The organism is Flavobacterium sp. KACC 22763 (genome assembly GCF_028736155.1).
Classification (GTDB): Bacteria; Bacteroidota; Bacteroidia; order Flavobacteriales; family Flavobacteriaceae; genus Flavobacterium.
On record NZ_CP117879.1, the window covers coordinates 3231788 to 3244355 of the forward strand.

13 protein-coding genes and 1 tRNA gene are annotated in these 12568 nt (G+C 33.4%); 3 read left to right on the forward strand and 11 right to left on the reverse strand.

Going from position 1 to position 12568, the window contains the following annotated elements; translation table 11 throughout:
• Window positions 1–77 precede the first annotated feature (77 nt).
• The gene (locus PQ463_RS13065; RefSeq protein WP_274254099.1) at window positions 78–794 is read left to right on the forward strand and encodes a 3-ketoacyl-ACP reductase; all 717 of its coding nucleotides are present in this window, start codon (window positions 78–80) and stop codon (window positions 792–794) included.
• 111 nt (window positions 795–905) lie between these two features.
• Window positions 906–1412 (forward strand): hypothetical protein, encoded by a 507-nt coding sequence (locus tag PQ463_RS13070; RefSeq protein ID WP_274257957.1) that lies wholly within the window; start codon window positions 906–908, stop codon window positions 1410–1412.
• Window positions 1413–1611: 199 nt separating this feature from the next.
• Here PQ463_RS13070 and mtaB read toward each other — a convergent pair whose 3' ends face one another.
• Entirely contained in the window at window positions 1612–2946 is a 1335-nt protein-coding gene (gene mtaB, locus PQ463_RS13075) for a tRNA (N(6)-L-threonylcarbamoyladenosine(37)-C(2))-methylthiotransferase MtaB (protein ID WP_274254100.1), read from the reverse strand.
• A 488-nt stretch (window positions 2947–3434) separates the two neighbouring features.
• Here mtaB and PQ463_RS13080 point away from each other — a divergent pair, with 488 nt between their 5' ends.
• The gene (locus tag PQ463_RS13080; protein ID WP_008468013.1) at window positions 3435–3959 is read left to right on the forward strand and encodes a hypothetical protein; all 525 of its coding nucleotides are present in this window, start codon (window positions 3435–3437) and stop codon (window positions 3957–3959) included.
• A 67-nt stretch (window positions 3960–4026) separates the two neighbouring features.
• On the opposite strand, the gene PQ463_RS13085 is transcribed toward PQ463_RS13080, so the two are convergent.
• The 10 genes from PQ463_RS13085 to PQ463_RS13130 all read right to left on the reverse strand — a co-directional run bounded on the left by PQ463_RS13085 (window position 4027) and on the right by PQ463_RS13130 (window position 12418).
• A complete protein-coding gene (locus PQ463_RS13085) occupies window positions 4027–4557 on the reverse strand; it encodes a GNAT family N-acetyltransferase (protein WP_274254101.1) in 531 nt (176 codons plus the stop codon).
• Window positions 4558–4563: 6 nt separating this feature from the next.
• Window positions 4564–5367 carry a Cof-type HAD-IIB family hydrolase gene (locus PQ463_RS13090; protein WP_274254102.1) on the reverse strand — a complete coding sequence of 268 codons (804 nt, stop codon included), beginning with the start codon at window positions 5365–5367 and terminating at the stop codon, window positions 4564–4566.
• A gap of 75 nt (window positions 5368–5442) precedes the next feature.
• Complete coding sequence (locus tag PQ463_RS13095) at window positions 5443–5661, reverse strand: putative signal transducing protein (protein WP_111363916.1); 219 nt, start codon at window positions 5659–5661, stop codon at window positions 5443–5445.
• A gap of 101 nt (window positions 5662–5762) precedes the next feature.
• Window positions 5763–6422, reverse strand: coding sequence for a DEAD/DEAH box helicase (locus PQ463_RS13100; RefSeq protein WP_274254103.1), 660 nt, complete (start codon window positions 6420–6422; stop codon window positions 5763–5765).
• Window positions 6423–6508: 86 nt separating this feature from the next.
• On the reverse strand, window positions 6509–7672 hold the full coding sequence (locus tag PQ463_RS13105) for a sigma-54-dependent transcriptional regulator (protein ID WP_111363913.1): 1164 nt from the start codon (window positions 7670–7672) through the stop codon (window positions 6509–6511).
• 97 nt (window positions 7673–7769) lie between these two features.
• Window positions 7770–9086 carry an ABC transporter permease gene (locus PQ463_RS13110; protein WP_274254104.1) on the reverse strand — a complete coding sequence of 439 codons (1317 nt, stop codon included), beginning with the start codon at window positions 9084–9086 and terminating at the stop codon, window positions 7770–7772.
• A 77-nt stretch (window positions 9087–9163) separates the two neighbouring features.
• Window positions 9164–10093 carry an ABC transporter ATP-binding protein gene (locus PQ463_RS13115; protein ID WP_274254105.1) on the reverse strand — a complete coding sequence of 310 codons (930 nt, stop codon included), beginning with the start codon at window positions 10091–10093 and terminating at the stop codon, window positions 9164–9166.
• 161 nt (window positions 10094–10254) lie between these two features.
• A complete protein-coding gene (gene dnaJ / locus PQ463_RS13120) occupies window positions 10255–11364 on the reverse strand; it encodes a molecular chaperone DnaJ (RefSeq protein ID WP_111378423.1) in 1110 nt (369 codons plus the stop codon).
• A 75-nt stretch (window positions 11365–11439) separates the two neighbouring features.
• Window positions 11440–12018: a nucleotide exchange factor GrpE gene (locus PQ463_RS13125; protein ID WP_129745002.1), complete on the reverse strand. Its 579-nt coding sequence runs from the start codon at window positions 12016–12018 to the stop codon at window positions 11440–11442.
• Window positions 12019–12347: 329 nt separating this feature from the next.
• A tRNA-Trp gene (locus tag PQ463_RS13130) sits at window positions 12348–12418 on the reverse strand.
• Window positions 12419–12568: the final 150 nt, after the last annotated feature.

Below are 12568 nucleotides of genomic sequence, written 5' to 3' on the forward strand. Positions count from 1 at the left end.
AAGCATCATTTTAGTTTTCAAAATCTTATTTTTGTAAGACTTAAAATGATGCTTTCTGCATTTCTAAAAACACAATCATGACCGACTTAAAAAATAAAAACGCCTTTATTACGGGCGCAGGAAAAGGAATAGGAAAAGCTGTGGCAATTGCTTTGGCAAAAGAAGGTGTAAACCTAATTTTGGTTTCTAGAACCAAAAGTGATATTGACCAATTGGCAGAAGAAACTTCAAACTTGGGAGTAAAAACTTTGGCTTTGTCTGCTGATGTTTCTGACATCAATTCTATAAATGCTGCCGTTGAAAAAGCTATTACTGAATTTAAACATATTGATATTTTAATCAACAGTGCCGGAATTGCTTCTTTTGGAAAATTCTTAGAATTGGAACCAGAAGCTTGGGAAAGAATTATTCAGGTGAATTTAATGGGAACGTATTTCACAACGCGTGCAATTATTCCAAACATGATCGAAAGACAAACTGGAGATATTATCAATATTTCTTCAACTGCAGGATTAAACGGAAACGCTCTGACAAGTGCTTACAGTGCTTCTAAATTTGCTGTTTTAGGCTTAACCGATTCTCTAATGCAAGAAATGAGAAAACACAATATTCGTGTTACAGCTTTAACGCCAAGTACAGTGGCAACTGATATGGCAAAAGATTTAAACTTAACTGACGGAAATCCAGAAAAAGTAATGCAGTCTGAAGATATGGCAGATTTAATCATTGCTCAGTTAAAACTAAACCGAAGAGTCTTTATTAAAAATAGCAGCATCTGGTCTACTAACCCATAAAGAATAAATTCTAAATTTTTGAAATTCCAAATTCCAATCTCAAAGCAATTGGAATTTGGAATTTAAATATTGGAATTTGGAACTAAATTATTGGAATTTAAAAAACACATGATGGAACAATATTTAAGACAATTGGTCGAAATAGAATTTCAGGATAAAAAGGAAATCTTCAGCGGATTTTTAATTGATTATTCTGACGAGTGGATTTTGCTTCGAAATAATCCTGTAGACTTTGTTTTGGATGGTTTTGTTATTTTAAGAAATAAAAATATTGAAGCTGTAAACCGCGATCATGATCTGGCCTTTACAGAAAAAGTAATTCGTCTGAAAGGATTAAAAATTAATTCTGATGATATTATCCCAATCAAAGATTTAGCTTCAATTATTGATTATGTTTCAAAGAAATATGGCATTTTTCAAATCGCCAAAAAATCATCTAAATCAGCCTATTTAGGAAAATTAATAAAATTGAATAACGAAGAATTGACAATTAATTTTTTAGACACAAGAGGTCAGTTTGGCGGAGAATTAGATTTTAATCCCGAAAAAATTCGAGTTATTGAATTTGATACAGATTATATTAATTCTTTGAAATTGGTGGTTGGAGAAGATAATTGATTTTTATACCACAGAGACGCGCAAAGATTTCTCTGAGATTCGCGAAGAATTTTAATAAAAAAAGCTCTTTTATAAACTAAAAGAGCTTTCTTGTTTTTTATGTTTGTGCAAGACACACTACAGCGCGTCTCTTCGACATCGCAATTTTAAATCAACTTTGTGTGTCTCTGCGAAATCTTGGAGTATCTCTGTGAAATAATTAAGCTTCCGCCAGTTTATTCAAAAACTCAATGCGAACACTTCCGTCTTCGTCTATTTTTGTCAAATTGATTTCTTGCAAAGTATTTACCAATTCTGGATTCCAAGGTGTTTTTACTTTTACGTAATTTTCTGTAAATCCGTGAATGTATCCTTCTTTATTTTCACTTTCAAAAAGAACTGTTCTATTTGTTCCCAATTGACTTTCATAAAAAGCTCGACGCTTTTTAACAGACAATCCACGAAGCATTTTACTGCGTTTTGCTCTCACATTTGAAGGAACGACGCCTTCCATATCAACCGCTTCTGTATTATCTCTTTCTGAGTATGTAAATACGTGCAAATACGAAATGTCTAAATCATTTAAGAAATGATACGTCTCTAAGAAATGTTCATCTGTTTCACCAGGAAAACCAACAATAACATCAACACCAATACAAGCATGAGGCATTACTTCACGAATTTTACTTACGCGTTCTGTATAAACTTCACGTAAATAACGGCGTTTCATTAATTTCAAAATATCATTGCTTCCTGATTGTAACGGAATATGAAAATGAGGTACAAAAGTTCGGCTTTTCGATACAAATTCAATTGTTTCGTTTTTCAAAAGATTTGGTTCGATAGATGAAATTCTCAAACGTTCGATTCCTTCTACTTTATCCAAAGCTTGAACTAAATCTAGAAAAGTATGTTCGTGTTTTTTATTTCCGAACTCCCCTTTTCCGTAATCTCCAATATTTACACCCGTTAAAACAATTTCGCGAATATTTTGAGCCGAAATTTCCTTAGCATTTTTTAGCACATTTTCTAAAGCATCACTTCTAGAAATTCCTCTTGCTAATGGAATGGTACAATACGTACATTTATAATCGCAGCCGTCTTGAACTTTCAAAAATGCTCTTGTACGATCTCCAATAGAATAGCTTCCTACATAGAAATCGGCTTCAGCAATTTCACATGAGTGAACTTCACCCATATCGTTTTTGCTCAAATCATGAATATAGTCGGTGATTTTGAATTTTTCTGTCGCTCCCAGAACCAAATCAACCCCATCAACTGAAGCTAATTCTTCTGGTTTCAATTGTGCATAACAGCCAACAGCCGCAACAAAAGCTTTATCATTTAGCTTCATTGCTTTCCTAACTACCTGCTTAAACTGCTTATCTGCATTATCTGTTACAGAGCAAGTATTAATGACATAAATATCTGCTATTTCTTCAAAATCGACGCGGTCAAAACCTTCGTCATTAAAACTTCTGGCGATTGTAGAGGTTTCTGAAAAATTCAGTTTACAACCCAGCGTATAAAAGGCAACTTTCTTTCTATTTTCCATAATTTGTCTTAAATTAATGAAATCGTTGTCAAAAAATTTAAGGCTGCAAATTTACAAACAATATTCATCAAAAGAAAGCGATTAATGCACTTCCATTCAATAATTTGCGCTATCGTTAATTTAGAAACATTCAAAAGCTAATCTTTTTTACCTTTATTTTACAACAGACAAAGCTTTCATTTTTTAAGATTTTAGCATTGAGATAAGAATAAATTGACAAAATTATCGACTAAATGCAAGTTTTATCGATTAAATACATTTTTTTCTATTTTAAATTCAAAATTTCTTACATTTACCATTGTTATGAATCAAGTTGCCAATAAATTCATATTAAAGAATTTTAATACCCTTTAATTAATTTAATAATAATTCAGTCATAACAATTTTGAATTTTACTCGTTATGTTGTTGTTTTGTGTTACAAAATGAAATGGGAAAGCCGAAAACCAAAGAGAGTAGGCAAAATTATAATAACAAATACCACGCTTTATGAAAGCATTTTTACCCACAATCTGCTTGATGTTCTTAACCCTATTTAGTTCGCAAGCGCAAACTAATGCTCCAGCCGCAAATGCAAATCCATTTCCTACTATTAGCACATTAACGACTTGGGCAAGCTTTAACTCACAACAGCAATTTGATGTTGCTATTCGTGCAGTTGGGTTTAAGTTTGAAGTTAAAGAACCAGGTGAAGGATCTACAGCTTATACCTACATTCGTAAAGTAACAGTTAACGATGTAAACTATACGGATAGAATTGTATACAGAATCACAAATAACAATTCTGCAAGTATCATTTCTTTAGTAACTGCTTCTACTGATTTGGTTAGTTTATACACACCACAATTGGCAAGTTTTAAAAACAACAATTGTAAAACAGAAATGTCTAAAGACAAAAACACAACTTGTAGCTGTTACGAAAGTGCAAATTTTGCAATCGATCTTTGCGACGAGCGTGTAAAATTAACTATGGGTGACGGAAATAAATATTTTGTTTCTGTAGCTAAAAAATAATTATAACTCTGATTTGTTTCCAAATCTTTACTGACTTTTAAGTATGTAAAGATTTGGAACACATTTCTTAGTTTGAGTTTGGATTTTTAAGTTCGTACCAAACTTCTAATTCTTCTTGATATTCGAAAGAATTCACAAAATGAAAACCTAATTTCTCTAAAATTTTTCTTGAGTTTTCATTTCCTGCATCTGCGTAAGCATACAGCACTTCTACTTTCATTTCGTTAAAGGCATGATTAATAAAAGCTTTTCCTGCTTCGGTTGCATAACCTTTTCCCCAATGTTTTTCGATAAAACGATATCCTAGCTCATAAAAATTTTTATGGCTATTAATTTCGTCTGTAATAAACTTTATTCCAGACCAGCCAATAAATTCATTTGTTTCTTTCAAAACAACTGCCCAACGGCCAGTTCCAAGATCTTTGTATTGTTTCTGAACAAATTTGATATATTCAATACTTTCATCAATATGTTTTACAGGTCTGTTGCCAACAAATAAATGTACATTCGGATTAGAATCCAATTCGAACATTCCTTCAGCATCAGAAAGTTCAAGTTCCCGTAAAATTAGACGTTCCGTTTTAATTGGATTTTTCATTTTAGTTTAGTTTAGAATATAACGTGTTACTACTTCAGCAACACCATCATCATTATTTGAAGCTACAATTAAATCTGCTTTATCACGCAATTCTGGCGTTACATTATCGACCCAAACTCCTAAGCCAGCATATTCGATCATAGTTAAGTCATTTCCTGCGTTTCCTACGGCTATAATTTCACTTTGGTGAATTCCTAATTTATCAGCCAAAAACTTTAGGCTTGCCGCTTTATCAATTCCTTGCTGGGCAGCCTCTAAGAAAAATGGTTTTGACATCGAAACGCTTAAATGTGGCATAGCCTCTTTTAAATCATTTTCTAACGTTTTTAAATACGCTGGATCTTGAAGCAAGATACATTTAACCGCTGGTCTGTCTACATAATCTTTAAAGCTTGGCACTTTATGATGCGCCATTCCAGTAATTTCTTTTTCAACTTCTATAAACTCAGAATCTGTTTCGCTGATAATTTCATCATCCAAATAAGTAATGATATGTGCATTTTTCTTTATGCTATAATCGTATAACGCATGAATTTGCTCTACAGTTAACTTTTGTTCAAACAAAACCAAATCATCTTTAACACGGCTAATTATGGCTCCATTAAACGAAATCATATACGAATCGTTTTTATCCAATTCCAACTCCTTTGCATAAGCTGTCATTGCTGTAGTTGGCCTTCCAGAAGCCAAAACCACATAAACACCTTTTGCCTGAGCTTCTAATATTACTTTTTTGTTTAAATCTGAAATTCTATGATCGTCTGTCAACAAGGTATCATCCATGTCGAGCACTAACATTTTGTATTGCATATTTTTTTAATTTTCAGTCGCAGTCACAGTTTTCAGTATTCTAACTGTAAACTGTGACTGCAAACTGCGACTTTTTTAAAGACTCATTCTAAAATTTTCAATAACAGGATTTGCTTTTGCAAAATCGGTTTCTTGAATAAAAACCTCAACAGCCAAATCTGTCTGGCCAAAACCTCCTAAACGAGCCGATTGAATATTATCTTTTTTTACTGTTTCTACTCCCGCTTCTTCTAATCTTTCTTGCAGAGCAATTGCTAATACTTCGCTTCCCGAAAATACTTTCATTAATCCCATCGTATTCTTTGTTTTATTTTTTTCTAATTTCCTTAAATTTAAAAATCCCGTTTTTCAATAGCTTTAGACTGAAAACCGGGACTGTAAACTGTGACTATATATTATTCTTCTTCAATATCGTCTTCCTCTTCATCAAGCTCTTCTCCATCTTCATCCATATCAAACAAATAAGGTTCGATCATGATTTTGTCTGCCAAAATTTCAATGCGTTCTGTCAAAGTTTCAGCAAAAATGATTCGCTGTGTTTTAGCAATACTATTAGAAATACGAGTGATTTTAGCATCATGACGTAATTTCAAAATCGGATCTGCATCATCTATAATAAACATTTTAAGACGATTTACATTGTAACCCGCTGTACTAAACATATCATTTAGTTTGGTTGGCGTACCAATTAAAACATCTATTCCAGTGGAAACGTAATTTTTATCATAATCCATGTCGCCTTTGTCATGAACTCCATAAACTTCTAGATTGGTATATCTTCCGTATTTCTCAAAAAGCTCTTCCATTGCCAAAACCTTTTCTTTGTCTTCTACAATAATCAAAGCCCTAGGCGATTCTTCATTCTTTCCTGCCAATTGCTGAATTACATTCAATACAATTGTAGTTGTTTTTCCGCTTCCTTTTGGAGAAATAATAACACAGTCAGCACCACTTTTTATGGTTGAAAATGTTTCCATCTGCAAAGCATTGGCTTCAGTTAAACCATTTTCAATTAAGGCGTCTTGTAATTTCTCGTTTATCTTTTTTAGTTTCATTTTTTTTGAGCTTTAGGCTTTAGGCCAAAATTATTGTGAGTTTTTTAGCTTAAAGCCTAATGCTTATAGCTTATTGCGCGAAGCACCTATTTGCTTGCGAACATTTTTACATCGGTTTCAGAAATTTCGCTTCCTCCCAAAATGATCAATCTTTCCACTACATTTCGAAGTTCACGAATATTTCCTGTCCAATCGTATTCTTGTAATAATTTTATGGCTTGCGCCGAAAATGACTTCACTGCATTTCCTTGTTCTGAAGCTATTTTTTCTGTAAAATGAGAAATCAAAGCTGGAATATCATCACGTCTTTCGTTCAATGGCGGAACTTTTATTAAAATTACAGCCAAACGATGGTATAAATCTTCACGGAAACGGCCTTCTGCAATTTCAGTTTTTAAATCTTTATTGGTTGCCGCAACGACACGAACATCGACTTTTATGTCTTTATCAGCACCAACTCTAGTAATCATATTTTCTTGAAGCGCACGTAAAACTTTGGCTTGCGCTGAAAGGCTCATATCTCCAATTTCATCTAAGAAAATAGTTCCTTTATCAGCAGCTTCAAACTTTCCAGCGCGATCTTTTACAGCAGATGTAAAAGCACCTTTTACATGCCCGAACAATTCACTTTCGATTAATTCGCTTGGAATTGCAGCACAGTTTACTTCAATCAAAGGAAATCCAGAACGCTCACTTTTTTCGTGCAATTGATGCGCTACTAATTCTTTTCCCGTTCCGTTTGGACCCGTAATTAAAACTCTAGCTTCTGTTGGAGCAACCTTATCAATCATCACTTTGATATGATTAATCGATTCGCTATCACCAATCATTTCGTAGTTTTTACTGACTTTTTTCTTTAGAATTTTATTTTCAACTACTAATTGCTTTTTGTCTAAAGCATTACGAACGGTATTCAGCAAACGATTCAAATCTGGCGGTTTCGAAATGTAGTCAAAAGCTCCTAAACGCATAGTCTGAATAGCCGTTTCCATATCGCCATGCCCCGAAATCATCACCATCGGAATTTCTGGTTTTATCTTCTTCACTTCTTCCAAAACCTCAACACCATCCATTTTTGGCATTTTGATATCACACAAAACCAAATCGTAATCGTTGTTTTTTATTTTTTCAAGTCCAGCAACGCCATCTTCAGCCTCATCAACCTGATACGAATCATTTTCTTCTGATAAAATTTTTACCAAAACTCTTCTGATTGCTGCTTCGTCTTCTACAATTAGTATTTTACTCATTCTTTTAAAGATACTAAGATACTAAGATGCTAAGATTCTGAGTGTTTTTAGCTAAAATCTTAGCATCTCAGAAACTTAGAAACTTAGAATCTCTAAGTTAATATTTTAGCCACTTATACAATTCCTTCCAAGTCGGTTTTTTGCCGTACATTAAAATACCGATTCGGTAGATTTTTGCAGCGAACCAGACAACAAGGAAAAATGTTGCAAACAATAATGATACCGAAATTGCGATTTGCCACCACGGCACCCCAAACGGAATACGCATTAACATTACAATTGGCGAAGTTAACGGAATCATTGAAAAGATTACCGCAACACTTCCGTGAGGATCGTTTACTACAGTAAAAAATCCGATATAAACGCTCAAAATCAGAGGCATTAGAATTGGTAATAAAAACTGCTGAGAATCGGTTTGATTGTCAACTGCGGCACCAATTGCGGCATAAAATGAGCTATATAAAAAATATCCTCCAATAAAATAAATTACAAATCCGATTAAAATACTGGCAATAGGCAAATTCCATAATTCAGCAATATACATTTGTGCCGATCCAGAAAGTTCATGCTGCGTTGCCTGCATCATTTCAGGTGAAATTCTGGCTGTTGGGCCAACATTTACTCCAAAAAATGCTGAAGCTGCAAACATCAAACTTAAACCAATTATTGCCCAGATTATAAATTGTAGAATTCCTGCTAAAGAAGTTCCCACAATTTTACCGATCATTAACTGAAATGGTTTTACAGATGAAATAATGATTTCGATAATACGATTTGTTTTTTCTTCAATTACGCTTCGCATTACCATATTTCCGTAAATGATAATAAACATCATAATCAAGTAACCAAATGCACCGCCGATTCCGATTTTAATTTCGTTTAAGCCTTTTAAACTTTCTTCTCCAGAGGCTTTAACCAAATGAATATTTACATCTGACTGTGCTTTCTGAATAGCAAGTGTATCCAATTTCGCCTCTTCCAGATTCAGTTTTGTGATTTTACTTCCGATAATATCCTGAGTGTTTTCAATAAAAGAAATACTTGGACTGTTATTAGAAATAAATTCAATTTTACTTTCTAAATCTTTTATGTTTTTTGTTTTCGGAATAACAATTAATCCGCTGAAATTTTCTTTTGTAATACTGTCTTTTAAAGCATTTACATCAATTTCAGATAGGTTGAGATATTTAAATTCGGCTCCTTTTTTATTCTCTTTTAAAAAATCTGAAGCAAAAAGTCCAGTTTCGTCATGAATCGCAATTCTTTTCGTTTCTGCCTTCATAGTACTCAAATACCCAATAAAAACAGCAATAGCCACAAACAAAAGTGGACTCAAGAAAGTCATGACAACAAAAGATTTATTGCGGACTTTGGCAATAAATTCTCTTTTTATAATCAACGAGATAATACTCATAAATAACTAATTTTCAAATTTTAAATTCCAAATTCCAATTTATAAACTTGGAATTTGGAATTTCTATATTGGAATTTTTAAATTTTGTTTTCAGTAACCGTTTGGATAAAAATATCGTTTATGCTTGGAATTTTTTCAACGAAGTGTGTTACTTGTCCGCGTTGTGTCAAAACATTCAATAATTCGTTTGGACTTGCATTTCCAATCTGAATATTTAATTTTAAATCATCATTTAAAGATTTAAAACTCGCTGAAGACACGGTAAACTTCTGAGTGATATCGTACATCAAGCCTTCAACATTATTAGTCAAAATTCCAACTTCGAAACTATTTGTTCTAAACTGGCGTTTCACATCGACCACTTTTCCTTCTATCAGTTTATTAGATTTATGAATTAAAGCAATATTTTCACAAAGTTCCTCAACACTTTCCATTCTATGAGTCGAAAAAATAATTGTTGAACCTTGTTCTTTTAAAGCCAAAATTTCGTCTTTGATGATATTTGCATTTACGGGATCAAATCCTGAAAATGGCTCATCTAAAATCAGCAATTTTGGTTTATGCAAAACACAGACTACAAATTGGATTTTCTGTGCCATTCCTTTAGAAAGCTCTTGTATTTTTTTATTCCACCATCCTTGAATTCCTAATCGGTCAAACCAATAATCTAGTTGTTTTTTGGCTTCGGCTTTAGAAAGACCTTTCATTTGCGCCAAATACAAACATTGCTCGCCTACTTTCATCGAACTGTACAAACCTCTTTCTTCTGGAAGGTAGCCAATTGTCTGCACATGTTTTGGCTGTAATCTTTCTCCATCCAAAATTACCTCGCCACTGTCTGGCATTGTAATTTGATTTATGATTCTGATAAGGGAAGTTTTTCCTGCTCCATTCGGACCTAATAGTCCATATATACTGCCTTTTGGCACATTTAATGAAACTTCGTTAAGTGCTACATAGTCGCCATATTTTTTTATGACTTTATGTACTTCAAGTAAGTTACTCATGTTATTTTTAAGGATTTACTGCGTTGCTTTTCCTATTACGGTTCAGCGACTGTAAAAGTAAATAATTACTAGCGAATCTGCGCCATATTACGCAAAAAACCCATTCTAATTTATACTAGAATGGGTTTTTATTTTTTTATAACCTTTTAAAAAAGTTCAGATTATGAGAACATATCTTTTACTTTTTCAAAGAATGACTTCTCTGATTTCTCTGGACTTGGAGCAAAGTGCTCGTTGTTTAGCGCATTTTCAAAGAATTGTTTTTGCTCTTTATTTAATGTTTTTGGAGTCCAAACATTTACGTGAACCAATAAATCTCCGCTTCCGTAACCGTTCAAACTAGGAATTCCTTTTCCTTTTAATCTTAAGATTTTTCCTGATTGAATTCCTTCTTCCAGTTTAATACGCACTTTTCCGTTGATTGCTTCAATATCTTTTGAAGCTCCCAAAACTGCTTCAGGGAAACTGATGTATAAATCGAAGTGAACGTTTTCACCTTCACGCTTCAAGAATTCGTGTTCAATTTCTTCAATAGCAACAATTAAATCACCTGGAATACTGTTTCCTGGAGCATCGTTACCTTTGTTGGCAACTTTCAACTGCATTCCGTCAACAACTCCTGCAGGAATTTTGATTGATACTGTTTCGTCTTCTTGAACCATTCCTTGAGCATCTGCCTCAGAAGGTTTTTTATCTAAAATTTGACCAGAACCACCACAAGTAGGACAAGTTGATGCAGATTGCATTCTTCCTAAAATAGTATTGGTTACACGCATTACTTGTCCTTGACCGTTACAAGTCGTACAAGTTTTATACGTTACACCTTTTGCCTGAACTTTACGTTTTACTTTTACTTTTTTCTCAACTCCATTTGCAATTTCTTCTAAAGTCAATTTTACTTTAATTCGAAGATTGCTTCCTTTCGCACGGCGAGGACCTCCGCCTCCGCCTCCGAAACCGCCAAATCCGCCACCAAAAATATCACCAAACTGGCTGAAAATGTCGTCCATATTCATACCACCGTGACCGCCGCCAAATCCGCCAGAACCATCAAATGCTTGATGACCATATTGATCGTATTTCGCTTTTTTCTGCGGATCACTCAAAACTTCATAAGCTTCAGCTGCCAATTTGAAGTTTTCTTCTGCCTCTTTGTCGCCTGGGTTTTTATCAGGATGATATTTTAAAGCGCTTTTTCTATACGCTTTTTTAATTTCGGCAGCATCAGCATTTTTTGAAATGCCTAGTATTTCGTAAAAATCTTTTTTCATAATTTAGGTTAAATTCTAAATCTAAAATCCCAAATTCCAATTTTTAAAAACTGAATTTCAGAATCTTAATTGCTTTTAGTTTCCAACTACAACTTTAGGGTAACGAATAATTTTGTCTCCTAATTTGTATCCTTTTTCAATAACATCAACAATTTTCCCTTTTAATTTGTCAGACGGAGCTGGAATTTGGGTAATTGCTTCAGCAATATCAGCATTGAAAGCATCTCCTGCTTGAATTTCAACTTGCTCTAAACCTTTAGAAACTAAAGTGCTTTTCAATTTTTCGTGAATCAACTCAACACCTTTTTTCAAATTCTCATCCTCAGACTTGTTGATCTCTACTGTCGCTCTGTCAAAATCATCTAAAACTGGAAGCATAGCCAACAAAACCTCTTGGTTTGCAGTTTTAAACAATTCAAGACGTTCTTTTGAAGTTCTTTTTTTGTAATTTTCAAATTCAGCAAATAATCTCAAAAACTTATCTTTTTCGTGAGCCAAGTCTTTAGCTAATTGCTCCTCAACACTTAATTCTTCAACAATTAACTGCTCTCCGTTGGCATTGTTCTCTAACGTTACGTCGTCTAATTCCTGATCGAATTCTGTATTTTCCGTAGTCATATTACTTTTATTTTTAAAAATATTTTTAAACTTCATTTTTATTTCTTTCTGTTGGATTGCAAAAGTACTGCCAAATCTTATAAAATGTCAAATTGTCACTTTATTAATTATGAGACATTTAAAAAACGCATTTGCCCAGAAAAAATTTATTATAATTTTAAGACTATTACGTTTTAGTTTATCTTATCTTTGAGACCAATAGATATAAATTTTTACCACCAAAAATTGAATTTAAGGGTTGGCTTTGGCCTCTAAATAATTATTAATTCAAATTTACCTTATATTAAAAAAAGCTTCGCCTACAGAGACGAAGCTTTTTTTTATGTTTGAGCTTAACATGACAAGGTTGTCATTTTCTATTTTTGCACGGGCGGAGGGATTCGAACCCCCATCAACGGTTTTGGAGACCGCTATTCTACCCTTGAACTACGCCCGTAACTTAAGGTCGGCAAATTAAGAGTTTTTTTTCTTCTCTAGCAACTATTTTAGGCAGAGATTTTAAAAGAAAATCCTTTAAATCTGTTGAATCTAAAGCAAAAACTTTTGTTCCAGACAGTTAGCCTCGGAAAGTATTTTTTAATATTTC